The following is a 16,179-nucleotide window of genomic DNA, read 5'->3' as shown; positions in this document are numbered from 1 at the left end:
CAGGGGTGTGCGGTGCCCACGGGCAAGGTCAAGTGGTTCGACACCGAGCGCGGCTTCGGGTTCATCGCCAGCGACGACGGCGGTGAGGTGTTCCTGCACGCCTCCGCGCTGCCGGCGGGCGTGACGGCGCCCAAGCCGGGCGCCAAGGTCGACTTCGGGGTCGCGGACGGGCGGCGCGGCCCGTCGGCGCTCTCGGTGACGATGCTGGAGCCGCTGCCGTCCGTCGTGCGGGCGGCGCGCAAGCCCGCGGAGGACATGGCGGTCATCGTCGAGGACCTCATCAAGGTGCTCGACCGCGTCGGCAACGACCTGCGCCGCGGCCGCTACCCCGAGAAGGCGCGCGCCGGGCAGTACGCCACCCTCCTGCGGGCCGTCGCCGACGACCTCGACGAGGCCTGAGCGTGGCGGTCAAGGAGGCGCTGCTCGTCGGCGCGGTCGAGGTGGCCCGGGCCGCCGCGGTCGAGACGGCCGAGGAGCCGGGGCACGTCGGCGAGCACCTCGGCACGGTGGTCGACGCCGAGCGGCTCGTCTCGCACCGGTTCGCCTGCCTGGCGCCCGGGTACCGCGGCTGGGAGTTCACCGTCACGCTCGCGCGCGTCCCGCGCGGCCGGGCCGCCACGGTGTGCGAGTCCGTGCTGCTGCCCGGGCCCGACGCCCTGCTGGGCGCCCCGTGGGTGCCGTGGGCGGAGCGCCTGCGTCCCGGGGACATCGGCCCCGGCGACGTGCTGCCCTTCCGCGCCGACGACCCCCGGCTGGAGCCGGGCTGGACGCCGTCGGGCGACCCCGAGCTCGACGACGTCGCCATCGAGGAGCTCGCGCTGGCCCGGGCCCGCGTCCTGTCGCCGGCCGGCCGCGACGAGGCCGCCACCCGCTGGTACCGCGGCAGCCACGGCCCGACGACGCCGGGCGCCGTCGCGTCGGCGGCGCCGTGCTCGGGCTGTGGCTTCCTCGTGCCGCTGCAGGGCTCGCTCGGCACCGTGTTCGGGGTCTGCGCCAACGAGTGGTCGTCGGACGACGGCCGCGTCGTGAGCCTCGACCACGGGTGCGGCGCGCACTCGGAGACCGACGTCCCGCCCGTGCCGTCCGACTGGCCCGCACCGGACCCGCTCGTCGACGAGACGCGGCTCGAGCTCGTGCGCATCGCCGCCGCCCCGGAGGCCCCGGTCGCCGAGGCCGTCCCTGACGAGCCCGCTGCCGACGAGCCTGCCGCCGACGAGCCCGTTGCCGAGGGACTCGCGGACGCCGCCGAGGAGCCGCCGGTCGCCTGAGCGGTGACGTCCGCGGCAGGACGGTCCCGCTCGGGGACCTCAGCGCGGGGGCAGGCTCCCGTCGACGGGGCCGTCGAGGTCCTCGTCGTGCGGCGCGCCCTGGTGGACACCCTGCCGGCCGACCTGCCCGTCCGGGCCCTGACGTCGGGCCCACGCGGCGCCGACGAGCCCGAGCACCACGCCGGCCGCGCAGGTCTCGACCGGGCGCCACGTGATGGACCCCGACGAGGCCAGGACGACGCACACGACGCCGGCGACCGTCCACAGCAGCGCCCCCGCGAGCGCCACGACCCGCAGGTCGATGGCGAGCGGGGGCGGGGCGGTGCGCCGCGGGTGCAGGAGGACCCCGATGAGCGCGCGCACGGCCCGAGCCTAGCGCCCGGCCGACCGGGCCCCGCCGTCAGCCGGGCCAGCCGTCAGCCGGGCCCGGCCGTCGACCCGTCCGTCAGCCGCGGGTGACGACGGCCAGGGCCGAGGCGATCGCGAGCGCCTCCGGCACCGCGGCGAGGAACGCCTGCGCCACGGTGAGCGGCTCCAGGCCCGTCCGCGCGACGGCGTCGGTGTCGTTCTCCTCGTGGCTGATGACGGCCTCGAGCATCGCGCCCCAGGGGCCGGACCGGTCGGTCAGGGCGGCGGCCACCTCGGCGGACACGCCCGTGCGCTGCACGATCTCCGCGACGGCGACCTTCTGCTGCGCCGCGAGCGCGGACAGCAGCCCGACGGTGTAGCCCGCGTCGGACCCGGACAGGGTGTGCATGGTGCGCGCGCGGGTGAGCATCGACCACAGCGGGCCGACGTTCGTCGGGCGGGCGTCGACGAGCGAGGCGGTCGCCAGGGCGGCGAGCTGGTTCGGCCCGACGAGCACGACGGCCTGGTGCACGGAGTCGATCTGCCGGCGCAGGCCGTACGCCGAGGAGTTGATGAGGTGCAGCACCCGGATCGACAGCTCGGGGTCGGCACTGACGACGCGCACGACGGCCGCGTGGTCGACCTGCGGCGAGGACAGCATCTGCATGAGCTCGAGGCACTGCAGCTGCCCGGCGGTGAACCGGCGCGGCTCGACCGCGGGGTCCCGGTGGAACATCGGCCCCTGCAGCAGCTCGGCGCCGATCTGCGCGGCCAGCTCGAGCCGCGCGGCGGTGTCCGCGCGCTCGGCGACGACGACGGCCTCCGCGTCGTGCGCGCGGTCGGCGAGCGTCCGCACGAGCGAGGGGTCCAGGCCGAGGTCGACCTTCACGTAGTCGACGAGCGGCAGCAGCACCTCCTGCGACGTCGTCCCCGCGAAGTCGCCGAGGGCCAGCGCGTAGCCGGCGGCGCGCAGCGCACCCATCCGCTCCGCCGTGTCCGGACGCACCGCGAGGGCGTGCGGGACCTCCAGCACCACGCCGTAGGAGCACGGCGGGACGGGCGTGGTCCCGGCCAGGATGCCGGCGGTGGCGCGCAGCACCACGGGCCGGTCCCCGCCGAGGGCGTCGAGGTCGAGCAGGCCGTACTCGTCGTCGCGCACGCGGTCCGCGCGGTCGTCGACCGTGCCCGAGGCGCGCCCCACGACCTTCGCGCGCAGCGCGTAGCCGAAGACGCTGCGGTCCGGGTGCACGACGGGCTGACGCTGGATGGTCGAGCCGACGGCCGGCCGCCCGACGCCGGCGTGCCGACGCGGGTCCACCCTGCCCCCTCCCGGTCCCGGCCGGAGGGCCGCGACGTCTTGCGGTGCCACGGACGGTGCTCCGGGTGCTGCTGACGAGGTCCGGTCCGCGCCGGCGGAGGCGGTGCCCCGCGCGCCGCGCAGCGTGTCGGCCCAGCTCATGCGAGCCGTGCCCGCAGCGGCCAGTCGCCCTCGAGCACCGTCTGCACGGCACGCCCGGAGGCGACGTCCACGACGACCGGTGCCAGCAGGTTGGCGGTCGGCGCCTCGTGGTCCTCGTCGACGGGGTGCACCACGGCGAGGAGCACGGTGGCGCCGCCCGTGCCCGTGCCCGTAGCCGTGCCGGCGCCCTCGTCGAGCAGGCGCACGGCGGCGGCGGTACCCGGCCGGTAGGCGGGGAAGAAGGCGCCCGGGGCGACGAGGAACAGCCGCAGCGGCACCTCCGCGCCCGGCAGGGACCGGGCGGCGAAGAGGGTCGCGGTGTCGTCCAGCGCCTCGAGCGAGAGGACGTCGTAGCCGGGGAGCCCGGGCAGCGGCTCGACGAGCGCGAGCCGGTCCGGGACGGGCACGGTGCGGCCGTCGGGACCGAGGACCGCGACGGTCCCGGGCGCGTCGGCCGGGTCGAGGTCGAGGTCGAGGGGGTGCGGGGTCACGGTCGCCGCGCTCACCGGAGGAAGTCCAGCAGGGAGGGCTGGAGGGTCTTGGCGGTGGCGGCGAGGGCGCTCTTGTACACGATCTCCTGGGCCTGCAGGTCGATGGTCACGGCGGCGAGGTCGATGTCCTGCACCCGGGCGCGCTGGTCCTTGACCGTGAGCGAGGCGGAGGCGAGGTCCGACTGGGCGTTCTGGACGAGGTTCTGGCGGCTGCCGACGGCCGCGTTGGCGGCCTTCAGCGCCTCGAGGCGGCCGTCGACGCTCTGGAGGAGCGGCGTGACGTCGGGGCCGTTGGCGCCGCCGGTGCGCAGCGCCGTCGCGGCGGCGTCGAGGACGGCGAACACCGAGGTGGCGCCGTCGCCGTACGCGGCGGCCCCGTCGGCGTCGACGCGGACGGTCACCGCGTCGCCGACCCGGCGCAGGACCGGGGTCGTGGCGCCCGCGACCGACGCGGTGTGGGTGTAGGTGCGGGCCCCGGACCCGTCGGTGCCGAGGGTCCAGCCCTCGCCCGCGTCGGAGGTGCCGGCGAACACCGTGCGCCCGTTGACGCTCGTGTTGGCCTGGCGCAGCAGGTCGTCGCGGATGCCCTCGAGCTCGAGGGCGATCGCCTCCCGCTCGGACTGCCCGTACCCGCCGTTGCCGGCCTGGACGAGCAGGGTGCGGGCGGCGGTGAGGCTCTTCACCGAGGTCTGCAGGGTCGTGTCGGCCACGTTGAGCCACGTCGTGGCGTCCTGGGCGTTGCGCTCGTACTGCGCGACGCGGGCGGCCTGGCGGTCGAGCAGGAGGATGTCCGACGTCGCCGCCGGGTCGTCCGACGGCTTCTGGACGTTCTTCCCGGAGCTGAGCTTCGCCTGCAGCTCGGCCATCCGCCCCAGGTTCACCTGGAGGTTGGCCAGGCTGGAGCGCTGGACGGTCTGGTGGGTCACGCGGCCGATCACTTCGTCACCTCGCCATGTTCATGAGGGAGTCCAGGACGCTGTCGATGGTCGACAGCACCCGCGCGGCGGCCTGGTAGCCCCGCTGGTACGCCATGAGGTTCACGGTCTCCTCGTCGGTGTCGACGGCCGCGTTCGACGTCTGCTGCCCGGCGGCCGCGGCGCGCGCGTCCTCCGAGACCGTCGCGCGGGCGCTCGCGCTCGCCGACCGGTTGCCCAGCTCGACGACCGCGGAGGTCCACCGGGCCTGGGGGCCCGTCGTGGACGTGCTGAGGGCGGCGACCGCGTCGGCCACCCGGCCGTCGAGCGCCGCGGCCGGGTCGGCGGACCCGGAGGCCGCGAGCAGCGCACCGTCGGTGATCGCCACGCGCAGGCCGAGGGCCGGGGGCTGACCGGCGGCGAACGTGAAGACGTCGCCGCCGGCCGCGCCCGTGCGCGTGAAGCCCGTGCGGTGCACCGCGTTCACCTGGCCCGCGAGCGTGGCGGCCACGGCGTCGAGCCGGGCGGCGGCCTCCGTGAGGACGCCGCCGCCGCCCGCGGGGTCCGGCGGCGCGAGCACGGAGAGCTGCCCGGCGACGGAGCCGCCGGTGACGCCCACGGTCGAGGTCGGGCGGTCGGCCCACACGAGCCGGACGGGGTCGCCGGCCACGGGGGGCACGGCGGCCGCGGCCCCGGTCGCAGCGGCGAAGGAGGTGGCGCCGGCGAGCCGCACGGGCCGCGCCGAGGAGCCCTCGACGATCGCGTTGCCGCCGACGAGCACCGACAGGGTGCCGTTCTGGCCCGTCTGCGCGGTGGCGCCGACGAGGCCCGCGAGCGTCGTGACCGCCTGGTCGCGCTGGTCCATGAGCTCGTTGGCGTTCCCGTCGAGGCTCTGCACGGACAGGATGCGCCGGTTGAGGTCGGCGACGGTCGCCGCGGTGGAGTTCACCTGGTCGACGAGGGCCACGGTCTGGTCGCGCGCCTGCGTCCACTGGGTCCGCACGCCCTGGTACAGCGCGCCGATGCGGTCGACGACGGCGGCGGAGCGGTCGAGGACCGACGTCCGCGTCGCGGCCTGGTCCGTGTGGTTGGACAGGTCGCCCCACGCGGCCCACATGTCGTTCATGCCGGCGGACAGGGAGCTGTCGGTGTCGAGCTCCCCGAGCGACGTCTCGAGGGTGTCGTAGGCGGTCGCGCGGACGGCGTGGAACGCGGCCCCGCTCGTCGTCGAGCGCACCTGCGCGTCGAGGAAGGCGTCGGCCAGGCGGGCCACGCCGGTGACGCGCACGCCGTCGCCCACGCCGGACGCCGTCGAGAACATGGAGGGGTTGATCGCCGTCGGGGACGCGACGAGCGTGGCCCGCTGGCGGGTGTAGCCGACGGTGTTGGCGTTGGCCACGTTCTGGCTCGTCACGTCCAGCGCCTGGCGCTGGGCGACGAGCGAGCTCAGCGCCGTCGAGATCCCGGAGAAGGTGCTCACGGTCCGGTGTCCTCCTGGTGGTGCGTGGCCGGGGCCGCGCGCGGGGCGGGCGGACGGTCGCGGGACGGGTCGTCCCGGCCGTCCGATCGGTCAGATGGAGCGGTCGATGAGGTGCGCCAGCGGCGAGGTCGCCGCCGCGTGGCCCGACCCGTCGTAGGTGCGCACGTCGTCCTGGAGCGCCGCGAGGGTCTCCTGCGTCGCGCGGTGCGACAGGGCCAGCAGCTCCCGGTTGCCGTCCGCCAGGTGCCCGATCTCCGCGGTGAGGGACGCGAAGGCGTCGCGGTGCGCGCGCAGCAGCTCGTCCCACGGGGCCGGCGCGTGCGCGGCGAGGACCGCGAGGCTGGAGCCCGGCACGACGCCGAGCTCGACGGCGACGGCCTCGGCCTCGACCGCGCGGGCCAGCTCGGCCTCGCGGATGGCGTCGAGGGCGTGCTCGACCTCGGCGGTCGCGAGGGCCAGCCAGCGCGTGCGGCCGCTGCTGAGCAGCAGCTGCTCCTCCTCGAGCTTGAAGAGCAGCGTCTCGAGGAGGTGGCGCTCACGCCACAGCACCTCGGAGAGCCGGTTCAGCGCCATGGGGTCCGACCTCGTCCCGCTCGCGGGCGGCGCCGGTCGCGCCGTGCCCTGTCACGCACCTCATCGGCACGGGGTCCGGGCGGGTGAGACGTCTGGTCCGATCGGGTGGTCCCGGTCCGCGCCCCTGGTGCCCGGCGCCGCGACGTCCTCGGTGGCACCGCCGCCGGCGTCCCGGACCGACCGCACGTCACCCGGGGGGACCAGCGCCGGCGGGTGAGGCGCGGCGCGTCACGGTGGTCCGCGCCGGCCGAGCCGCGCCCGTGACGGCGGGCACCCGGCTCGGGGCCGCCGTGGACGGGCTCCCGGGATGCCCGGGTGCGACCGGGACGGCGGTCGCGCGGCTCCCTCCTGGACCGAGCCGGGCCGGACCGGGCCGACCCGGTCGTCGATGCGCGGAATGGGCGCACGGTCGGCAACGGGCGGGCGCTCGGGAGAGGACCGCGCGGTGACGTGCATCACAGCGTCGTGACCGGGCGGGGGTGAGTCGTCCGGTCCGGGCGGTTCGCGCCGCCCGGTGCGCCCGGTTCGCCCGACCCTCGGAGCGGGTCGACGACCGCACGTGCTCACTCACCCGGCGGCACCCCTCAAGGCGGACCCTGCGGAGGCCGACACCCTCTGCGTGAGCGACCTCCCCCAGAGCCCGGACGAGCTGGTCCTGGCCCACCTGCCCCTCGTCGGGTACCACGTCAGCGAGCTGCTGCACCGGGTGCCCCCGACCGTCTCCCGCGACGAGCTGACCTCCGCCGGCCAGCTCGCGCTCGTCCTGGCGTCCCGCGCCTACGACCCCACCACCGGGGTGCCCTTCGCGCGCTACGCGGCGCTGCGGATCCGGGGGGCGCTCGTCGACGAGCTGCGCTCGATGGACTGGGCCACCCGCGGGGCGCGGCACCGCGTCCGCGAGCTCGCGAGCACCTCCGAGCGGCTCACCGCCTCGCTCGGCCGCACGCCCACGCGGCACGAGCTGGCCAGCGCGCTGGGCTCGGACGTGGAGACGGTCGACAAGGCCCGCCAGGACGCCGAGCGCCGGGTGCTGAGCATCGACGCCACCGAGCGCCCGGTCGCCGACATCATGCCGGACGACGCCCCGAACCCCGAGGAGGCCCTCCTCGCCGACGAGCGCCTGCACTGGCTGCGCGCCGCCGTCGACACGCTCCCGGACCGGCTGCGCCTCGTCGTGTCCGGCCTGTTCCTCGAGGACCGGTCCGTCGTCGACCTGGCCGAGGAGCTGGGCGTCACGCAGTCGCGCATCAGCCAGCTGCGCACGGAGGCGCTCACCCTCCTGCGCGACGGCATGAACGCCGCGCTCGACCCGGACCTCGTCCCGGCCGCCGCCCGTCCGGACGGCGTCGCCGAGCGCCGCCGCCAGCAGTACTTCGCCTCCGTCGCGGCCCGCGCCGCGATGGCCCCCGCCGGCGTGCTGCCCTCGCCGCGCACCTCGGGCGTCACCCTGTACGACGAGGGTGCCGGCCTGGCCAGCGTCTCCGCCTGACCGCGGCACCACGCGCCGCTCACGCACCGCTCACCCGCACGACCCAGCTCACCGCACGGCCCCGGGGCTCACGCCCCGGGGCCGTCGTGCGTCCCGCGCAGGGTGGCCCAGGGCGGCGCAGGGTGGCGCAGGGTGGCGCAGGGTGTGACGAGCCGGGGACGACGTCGTCCTCGGCCCACGCACGCGCGGACCGGGGACGACGCGGAGGACCGCTCAGCGCGCGACGGGGGTGCGGCGACCGAGCGCGGGCAGGTCGACGCCGGGGTCGTCGGTGCTCCACGCGGTCATCGCGCGCAGGGCCGGCAGCTCGTCGGGACCGGCCGGGACCAGGAGGATCTCGGGGACCTCGTGCTCGGGCAGGCAGGCTGCGGCGATGCGCGCCCGCACGTCCTCGACGGCCTCGGCCACGGCCGCGGGGTCGGGCGCGACGGGCAGCACGAGGCAGATGTCGTCGCCGGCGCGGTAGGTCGCCAGGTAGGTGACGAGGGCGTCGGTCGCCTGGGCGCCGGCCGAGCGCTGGGTCACGAGGCCCCCGCCGGGTCGTCCCGGCTCGTGCTGGCCCGGCACGTGCAGCACGGTCCGACGCGACCGGGTGGCCAGTGCCGGCACCGGACGCTCCGCGAGCGGCACGACGTGCGCCAGCTCCGCGAGCCGGTCCGCGACCGCCCGGGCGGTGGCCCGCCAGGTGAACCCCTCCGCGATGCGGCGGCGCGCGGCGGCCCCACGGCGGACGCGCTCGTCGGGCCGGTCGACGACCTCGCGGAGGAGGGCTCCCAGCGCGGCCGCGTCGGGCTCGGCCCAGAAGTACTTCGCGGCCCCGGGGCCGAACGTGTGCGTCCGCAGCCGGCGGACCTCGGCGGGCACGAGCCAGCCCGTCGCCTCGTCGCAGAAGTCCGCGGTCGCGCCGACGGCGGTGACCACCACGGGCAGCCCGCACGCCATCGCCTCGGCGACCGGCAGGGCGAACCCCTCGCCGCGGTACGGGTGCACCAGGGCGTCGCACGCGCGGTACAGCGCGGCCAGCCCGGCGGTGGTGAGGTCCTCGTCGATGACCTCCACGGCCGGCGCCCCGGGCAGCGCCGCGCGCTCGAGCAGCTCGTCGAGGTGGTCCCGGCTGCCCGGGTAGGTGGTGCGGGTGCCGTGCGCCTTCACCACCAGGCAGACGTCGTCGTCCGCGGTGAAGGCGTCGAGGTACGCGGCGACGAGGACGTCGATGCCCTTGCGGGGCAGCGGCCCGCCGCAGTACAGCAGCCGGGTGCCCTTCGTCGTCGCCAGCGGGTGCCGGTCGCCGTCGGGGGAGAACACGTCGGTGTCGACACCCAGAGGGACGACGCGCAGCTTCTCTGCCGGGACGCCGGACAGCTCGTAGCAGTCGCGCACCCACGTGGAGTAGCACCAGATCTCGTCCGCGAGCCGGGCGCCGTCGGCCCACTCCTGCGGCAGGCCGCCGAACTCCCACGGCTGCACGAGGACGTACGCGCCACGCGCCGGCGGGGTCCAGTCCGGCGGCCACTGGTGGCGCACGGTCACCTGGGGCACGTCGTGCACGGGGGCCGTCGCACCGAGCAGCGCGTCGGGGCTCCCGGCGACGAGGTCCGGCACCGGGTCGACCTCACGCGTCGCCACCTCGAGGTGCACGCGCGGGTCGGCGACGAGCTCGCGGCAGATGCCGCGGTTGACGTGCGCGAGGCTGTGGGTGCTGTACTGCTCGCCCTCCCAGCGCACGCGCACGGCGTCCGGCGCGGCGGGGCGGCGGCGCACCCGGCGGCCGATCGCCTCGAGGCGCGCGGCGGCCGCCGCGACGCCGACGGACCAGTCCCACGCCCGCACGGCATGCTCCCTGGCGGCGGCACCGACGGCCGCCATCGCCGCCCGGTCGTCGACCACGCGGTGGAGCTGCGCGACCAGGGAGGGGACGGACGGCTGCGCCCAGCGCTGGCCCGCGTAGACGGGGCCCATCTCGTCGGGCCTGATCTCGACGAGGCGCTCGACGTCGACCGGGAGCGCGACGCCCTCGTCGAGGAGGTCGCCCAGCCCGCTCCAGTCCGTGGCCACCAGTGGCACGCCGCACGCCATCGCCTCGAGCGCCGGCAGACCGTAGCCCTCGCCGCGGCTGGGCATGACGACGGCGTCGGCCGCGGCGTAGAGGGCGGGCATGAGGGCCTCGGGCACCAGGTCGGGGAGCACCACCACCGGGGCGACGTCGGAGCGGTTGCGGCCGAGCGCGGCGAGGGTCGCGTCGACCCAGCGCTCCGTGCGTGCGCGGACCCGCTCGACGCGCGCGGCGACCTCGCCGACGCCCCAGGCGTCGGGCGAGCCCGTGTCCGCACCGTCGACCTTGAGGACGAGACGGACGTCGTCGCCGGGCTCGAAGGCCAGCGCCCAGGCGGTGAGCAGCACGTCCCAGCCCTTGCGTCGGTTGGCCGCGTCCGCGGCGACGGCGAGGAAGGTCGTGCCGGGGCCGTCCGCGAGGGCCGGCAGCGGCGCGGCGCCCGGGGCGAAGAGGGCGGTGTCGACGCCGCCCGGGACGACGTGCACGGGCACGTCGAGGCCGGCGGCGGGGAACGTGCGGGCGTTGAAGGCGGTCGGGACCCAGACCTCGTCGACCTGCCGGAGCTGGGCCAGCCATGCCGGGTTCAGGCCGTCCGACTCGAACATCGTCCGGGCCACCTGGTACCCGCCCTGGGCGCGCCGGCCCACGAGGTTCGGCACGACGTTCTGCACGACGACGTCCTCGTCACCGGGCTCGCGGGCCAGGAGCTCCGCGAGCAGCGCGCGGTCCCCGGCCGGGAGCGCCGCCTCGAAGCCGGGCACGTCCTGGACCGTGCGGACGACGACCTCCCACCCCGCCCGCGCGAGGCCGAGGGCGAGGTGGCGCCCCTCGTGCCCGTAGCCCGAGGGGTTGCGCAGGTACCCCTCCCAGCGCACGCGCAGCGGCGCGTCGGGCGCGAGGCCGAGGTGCAGGCGGGCGGCGGGGTCGGCGAACCACATGCCTGAGGGATCGGCGGCGAGGTCACCCGTCTGAGGCGTCGCGTTCGCCGCAACGGCTCAGCGCGCGCCCCGGCCGGACGATCGTGCCACAGGAGGGCCCGGACCACCGGGCCGGGACCTGGAGGAACGATGGCAACGCGCGCACGGCTCAGCATCGCGGCCGTCCTCATCGTCAAGGACGAGGAGGACGTGCTGCGGCCCTGCCTGGAGTCCGTCGGCTGGGCCGACGAGGTCGTCGTCTACGACACCGGCTCGACGGACGCGACGGTCGAGGTCGCGCGGGCGTGCGGCGCGCGCGTCGTCGAGGGGTACTGGGACGACGACTTCGGCGCGGCGCGCAACCGCGCGCTGGAGCACGTGACCGCCGACTGGGTGCTCAGCATCGACGCCGACGAGGTGTTCGAGGGCGACCCGCACCAGCTCCGCAGGCGCCTGGGCGCCGGTGGCGCGCCGGTGCACTCGGTCCTGCAGGTCAGCACGGCGGCGCCGGGAGAGCACCCCGTGGGCGCCTCCGTCATCCGCGTGCACCGCCGGGGTGACGTGCACTGGGTCGGCGAGCTCCACGAGCAGCTCGTGCTCGACGGCGGCGGGCCCCTGCTGGTGCGCGCGCTGCCGGACGTCGTCCTGCGGCACTCCGGCTACGACACCGACCGGTTCGCCGAGCGGGACAAGGCCCGCCGCAACGCCGAGATCGCGGAGAAGGACCTCGAGGCGGCCCGCGCCGAGGGGCGTCCGGCGGTCGAGGTCGCCACGCGTGAGGCGAACCTCGCCCGGTCCTGGGTGCTGGTCGGCCGGGCGCAGGAGGCGATCGACCTCGCCGAGCGGCTCGTCGCCGAGGGCCACATGACGCGCCGGACGACCACGACGCTGGCCCGGGCGATGGTCGGGGCCGCCGACGAGGCGGGCCGGCCGGACCTGCGCGAGCGCTGGCTCGAGCGGTGGGAGGAGACGGGGTCCAACCCCGCCGAGCCCTGGGCGGTCCGGGCCACGCTCGCCGCGGCGGCCGGGGACGCCCCCGCGACCCTCGAGGCCCTCGAGCACGTGCCGACCACCTCCGTGGACGAGGACCTCGTGCGGCTCGACCGCCGGTCCCTCGCCGCGGCCGAGGTGTGGGCGCTGGCGACGGTCGGGAAGACGGCCCGGGCGCGCAGGGTGGCGGTCGACGCCGCGGCCCGCGGCTTCGCCCCCGGGCCGCCGATGGTGCTGCTCGCGCTGCTCGGCGAGGAGGCCCTGGCCGAGGTCGCGGGGGCGATGCCCGCGCCGCTGTGGCCGCCCTTCGTCGCCCGCTGCCTCACGGAGCCCGGCACGCAGGCCCTGCGGGTCCTCGACGTGCTCGTGGCCGTGCGGCCCGACAGCGGTGCGGCGCTCCTGGCGGCGTCCCGGCTGCACCCCGTCATGGACCTGGAGGAGACGGCCCGGTGGGCCGCGCGCCTGCGTGGCGCCGGCCTGGAGCAGGACTGCACGCTCGTCGCGGTGGCGTGCGACGAGGCGCGCGAGCCGCGCGACCGTGCGATCGCCGCGGCACTGGCCTACGACGTGTGGCGGGACGTGCGGGGCGCAGACGCGCTCGAGGACGTGCTCGAGCTCGTCGCGCCGCACGAGGAGGACGCGCTGCTGTCCGAGCTGTCGGTCGTCGCGCCCGGCCTCGTCAGCCGCGCGGCGAGCGCCTGAAGAAAAGACCTCCCGAACACCTCAAGGGGTGGGCGGGGAACCCGATAGACAGGGTGTGCCCACGGATGGGCCGCCCGACCCGAATCAAGGAGGACGAGAACCATGGGTCTCTCTGTCAACACGAACGTCGCCGCCCTCAACGCCTACGGCAACCTCAACGCGACCAACAAGTCGCTGAGCTCCTCGCTCGAGAAGCTGTCGTCGGGCCTGCGGATCAACCGCGCGGCGGACGACGCGGCCGGCCTCGCGATCTCGCAGGGCTTCCAGTCGCAGATCAACGGCACGAACCAGGCCGTCCGCAACGCCCAGGACGGCATCTCCGTCGTCCAGACCGCGGAGGGCGCGCTCACCGAGACGCACTCCATCCTGCAGCGCATGCGCACGCTGTCGGTGCAGGCCGCGAACGACGGTGGCCTCTCCGCCGCCGCCAAGGGCAACATCCAGGACGAGATCGGGCAGCTCACGACCGAGCTGGACCGCATCTCCTCCACCACGGAGTTCAACGGCAAGAAGCTGCTCGACGGCTCCTACAACGGCACCTTCCAGGTGGGCGCGAACGCCGGCACGACGAACCAGATCACCGTCACGCTGGGCACCACGGCCAGCGCGTCGGGCCTGAGCGTCGCCTCGGTCAACGTCACCACGCTGGCCGGCGCCACCGCCGCCATCTCCGCGATCGACACGGCCATCTCCACGGTCTCGAGCGTCCGCTCCAAGCTCGGTGCCGTGCAGAACCGCTTCGACCACACCATCAACAACCTGAACGTCGCGGCCGAGAACCTGGCCGCCTCGAACAGCCGCATCCAGGACACCGACATGGCTCTCGAGATGGTGAACTTCACCCGCTCGCAGATCCTGCAGCAGGCCGGCACCTCCATGCTGGCGCAGGCCAAGTCGCTCCCGCAGGGCGTCCTCTCGCTCCTGCAGGGCTGATCCCCGCGGGCGGCCGGCGATCCCGGCCGCCCGTGACAGCACCCCTCACCGGCGGTGGGCGGACACCCGTCCGTCCACCGCCGGTGGCATGTCCGCACCACGACCGCCGGCCCGTCCGCCGGCCCGTCCGCGACGGAGGGCGACCACCCCATGAGCACCGTGTCCGGCACCAGCGGCTCCACCCTCGCCATCTCCGGCCTCGTCTCGGGGCTGGACACCGACGGCCTCATCAACAGCCTGGTCTCGCTCGACGCCCGGCAGCAGACGCTGCTCACCCGCAAGCAGTCGGCGGCCACGGCGCTGTCCACGGCGCTGAAGTCGCTCAACGCGAAGAACCTCTCCCTGCAGGGCGCGGCGGAGGCGGCGGCGAAGCCCGAGTCCTGGACCTCGACGAAGGCGACGAGCTCGGCCACCTCCGTGACGGCCAGCGCCTCCCGCGCGGTGCCGGCCTCGGTCACGTTCTCGGTCACCGGCCTGGCCTCGGCGCAGTCGTCCCTGGCGGCGCCGCCGACCGACATGTCGGCCACCCCCTCCTTCACCATCACGCGCGCGGACGGCACCTCGAGCACCGTGACCGCGGTGAGCTCCGACGTCCTGGACGTCGTCGACGCGCTGAACGACCCCGCCTCGGGCGTCCGCGCCTCCGCCGTCAACGTGGGCACCGCGAGCGCGCCGTCCTACCGGCTGCAGCTCACCGGGTCGACGACCGGGGCGCAGTCGTCCTTCTCCGTGTCCTACACGACGGGTGCCGGCACGAGCGCCGCCCTCGCGCTCCAGCCCATCCGCGCCGCGGGCGACGCGACGATCACGCTGTTCCCGGGCACGGGCGCGCAGCAGACGCTGACCCAGGCGTCCAACACCTTCACCGGGCTCATGTCCGGCGTCGACGTGACCATCAGCGCGGTCGAGGAGAAGCCGGTGACGGTCTCGGTCGCCCCCGACACCGACGCCCGCAAGAAGCTCGCCACGAACCTCGTGTCCAACCTCAACCTCGTCATGGGCGAGATCACGAGCCAGACGGCCGTGAAGTCGACCACGGGCACCGACGGTGCGACGAAGGTGACGGGCGGCGTCCTGTCGGGCAACACGGCCGTGCGTGCGCTGCAGCAGTCGCTGCTGGGCACCGCCTCGGGCACGTACGGCGGCGCGTCGATCGCCCGCATCGGGCTGACCCTGGGCCGGGACGGCACGTTCACGCTCGACGAGAACGCCCTCACCGCAGCCCTCGCCGCCGAGCCGGACACCGTGCAGACGGTGCTGTCGGGCCTCGCCACGGCCGTGGCCGGGGTGACGAAGGCCGCCGGCGACAGCGTGAGCGGGACGCTCACCTCCGAGGTGAAGGGGCAGGACGCGCTCGTCCGGGACCTCGGCCAGCGCATCGCCGACTGGGACGACCGGCTCGCGACCCGCAGGGCCGCCCTGCAGAAGCAGTACGCGGCGCTCGAGGTCGCCCTGCAGAAGACCTCCTCGCAGTCGAGCTGGCTCAGCGCCCAGCTCGCCTCGATGAGCAGCACGAACGGCTGACGACCGGCTGACCACCGTCTGACGGCCGGGTGACCACCTGGCCGGCGCGGCCAGGACGGCGCGCGCCCCGACCCGTCGGCGCACCTGCACCACCAGCACCCCCGAGAGGCGGCACCCATGTACGACCCGCGGTCGCGGTACCTCGCCGACGCCGTCAGCACCGCCGGACCGGCGAAGCTGCTGACGATGCTCTACGACCGTCTGCTGCTCGACCTCGACCGGGGGGAGGCCGCGCTGCGGCTCGCCGACCGGGGCGCCGCCTCGCGCCACCTGTGCCACGCGCAGGACATCGTCACCGAGCTCATGGGCTCGCTGGACACCCGTGAGTGGGAGGGCGGCGCCCAGCTCATGTCGGTGTACGCCTTCGTCGTCGACGAGCTGGTGCAGGCCAACGTGCGCGCCGACGCCGACCGGGTGCGGCGCACCCGCGCCGTCGTGGCGCCGCTGGCGGCCGCGTGGCACGAGGCCGCGGCCATCATCGCGCGGGGGTCCGTCCCCGCCCAGCGGCCGGCGGCCGCGTTCGAGAGCACGCCGGACCGCGCGCCCAGCTCCGGTCTGCTCGGCGTCGGCTGACGTGGCCGCGCCGGGGAGCCCCGCCGACGGCGGCGGTGTCGAGGACCTCTGGCGGCAGCGCTGGGAGGCGGTGCTGGGCGAGCTCGAGACCGACGTGGAGACGGCCGAGCGGATCCTCGCGGAGGCGCACGCGGCACCGGCCGTCGTGCCCGGCGGCACACCGTCCGCAGGGCCCGCCGTGCCGACCGTCCACCAGGGCGCGAGCGCGTCCTGGGTGCCCCCGACGGGGCTGGGCCCCGTGCCCGCCAGCCTGCAGGTCCGCGCGCGGGCGCTGCTGGACCGCCAGCTCGACGTCGCCCGGCGCACCGCGGAGTCCATCGCGAGCGGACGTCGGCACGCCGCCGCCGCGGACGCGATGCGCGTGAGATCCGCGGCCGCTCCCGTCTACATCGACTCCGAGACCTGACGATAGGGATTCCCGACAGGCGCGTTCCGCCATCCGGGTGAACGCGTCCCCCGTCGGAG

The 16,179-nt window shown here is 76.1% G+C and carries 15 protein-coding genes; 8 read left to right on the top strand and 7 right to left on the bottom strand.

The features are described 5' to 3' along the window. Nucleotides 1–12: 12 nt before the first annotated feature. On the top strand, nt 13–399 hold the full coding sequence (locus tag AC2TDM_RS14580; protein WP_090031030.1) for a cold-shock protein: 387 nt from the start codon (nt 13–15) through the stop codon (nt 397–399). Nucleotides 400–401: 2 nt separating this feature from the next. After that, on the top strand, nt 402–1,268 hold the full coding sequence (locus AC2TDM_RS14575) for a DUF3027 domain-containing protein (RefSeq protein WP_484635117.1): 867 nt from the start codon (nt 402–404) through the stop codon (nt 1,266–1,268). 39 nt (nt 1,269–1,307) lie between these two features. Here AC2TDM_RS14575 and AC2TDM_RS14570 read toward each other — a convergent pair whose 3' ends face one another. From AC2TDM_RS14570 to AC2TDM_RS14545, 6 genes are all read right to left on the bottom strand, one after another. Then, on the bottom strand, nt 1,308–1,631 hold the full coding sequence (locus AC2TDM_RS14570; protein ID WP_239078598.1) for a DUF2530 domain-containing protein: 324 nt from the start codon (nt 1,629–1,631) through the stop codon (nt 1,308–1,310). A gap of 82 nt (nt 1,632–1,713) precedes the next feature. Then, nucleotides 1,714–2,934, bottom strand: a complete 1,221-nt coding sequence (locus AC2TDM_RS14565) for an EAL and HDOD domain-containing protein (RefSeq protein ID WP_484635116.1) — start codon at nt 2,932–2,934, stop codon at nt 1,714–1,716. A gap of 137 nt (nt 2,935–3,071) precedes the next feature. Then, nucleotides 3,072–3,581, bottom strand: coding sequence for a flagellar assembly protein FliW (fliW, locus tag AC2TDM_RS14560; RefSeq protein ID WP_239078597.1), 510 nt, complete (start codon nt 3,579–3,581; stop codon nt 3,072–3,074). After that, nucleotides 3,578–4,492: a flagellar hook-associated protein FlgL gene (gene flgL / locus AC2TDM_RS14555; protein WP_484635115.1), complete on the bottom strand. Its 915-nt coding sequence runs from the start codon at nt 4,490–4,492 to the stop codon at nt 3,578–3,580. Before flgL ends, fliW begins: the two co-directional genes overlap by 4 nt. A gap of 16 nt (nt 4,493–4,508) precedes the next feature. Then, a complete protein-coding gene (gene flgK / locus AC2TDM_RS14550) occupies nt 4,509–5,960 on the bottom strand; it encodes a flagellar hook-associated protein FlgK (RefSeq protein WP_090031027.1) in 1,452 nt (483 codons plus the stop codon). A 90-nt stretch (nt 5,961–6,050) separates the two neighbouring features. Continuing rightward, a complete protein-coding gene (locus tag AC2TDM_RS14545; RefSeq protein ID WP_090031026.1) occupies nt 6,051–6,533 on the bottom strand; it encodes a flagellar protein FlgN in 483 nt (160 codons plus the stop codon). 619 nt (nt 6,534–7,152) lie between these two features. Here AC2TDM_RS14545 and AC2TDM_RS14540 point away from each other — a divergent pair. Continuing rightward, a complete protein-coding gene (locus AC2TDM_RS14540; protein WP_090031272.1) occupies nt 7,153–8,022 on the top strand; it encodes a sigma-70 family RNA polymerase sigma factor in 870 nt (289 codons plus the stop codon). A gap of 213 nt (nt 8,023–8,235) precedes the next feature. Here the strand turns inward: AC2TDM_RS14540 and AC2TDM_RS14535 are convergent, their stop codons facing one another. Further along, nucleotides 8,236–11,013 (bottom strand): glycosyltransferase family 4 protein, encoded by a 2,778-nt coding sequence (locus AC2TDM_RS14535; protein WP_484635114.1) that lies wholly within the window; start codon nt 11,011–11,013, stop codon nt 8,236–8,238. A 129-nt stretch (nt 11,014–11,142) separates the two neighbouring features. On the opposite strand from AC2TDM_RS14535, the gene AC2TDM_RS14530 reads away from it, so the two are divergent. From AC2TDM_RS14530 to AC2TDM_RS14510, 5 genes are all read left to right on the top strand, one after another. Then, nucleotides 11,143–12,684, top strand: coding sequence for a glycosyltransferase family 2 protein (locus tag AC2TDM_RS14530; protein WP_484635113.1), 1,542 nt, complete (start codon nt 11,143–11,145; stop codon nt 12,682–12,684). A gap of 102 nt (nt 12,685–12,786) precedes the next feature. Then, the gene (locus tag AC2TDM_RS14525) at nt 12,787–13,617 is read left to right on the top strand and encodes a flagellin N-terminal helical domain-containing protein (RefSeq protein ID WP_090031023.1); all 831 of its coding nucleotides are present in this window, start codon (nt 12,787–12,789) and stop codon (nt 13,615–13,617) included. Between the two features lie 150 nt (nt 13,618–13,767). Next, the gene (fliD, locus tag AC2TDM_RS14520) at nt 13,768–15,141 is read left to right on the top strand and encodes a flagellar filament capping protein FliD (protein ID WP_484635112.1); all 1,374 of its coding nucleotides are present in this window, start codon (nt 13,768–13,770) and stop codon (nt 15,139–15,141) included. A 117-nt stretch (nt 15,142–15,258) separates the two neighbouring features. After that, nucleotides 15,259–15,714, top strand: a complete 456-nt coding sequence (fliS, locus tag AC2TDM_RS14515) for a flagellar export chaperone FliS (protein WP_484635111.1) — start codon at nt 15,259–15,261, stop codon at nt 15,712–15,714. A gap of 1 nt (nt 15,715) precedes the next feature. Continuing rightward, nucleotides 15,716–16,120: a hypothetical protein gene (locus AC2TDM_RS14510; RefSeq protein ID WP_484635110.1), complete on the top strand. Its 405-nt coding sequence runs from the start codon at nt 15,716–15,718 to the stop codon at nt 16,118–16,120. Nucleotides 16,121–16,179: the final 59 nt, after the last annotated feature.

The sequence above is a fragment of the Cellulomonas sp. plas2 genome (assembly GCF_057221735.1).
The sequence above is the reverse complement of the archived record's forward strand: the minus strand, read 5'-3'. Positions and strand labels throughout refer to the sequence as shown.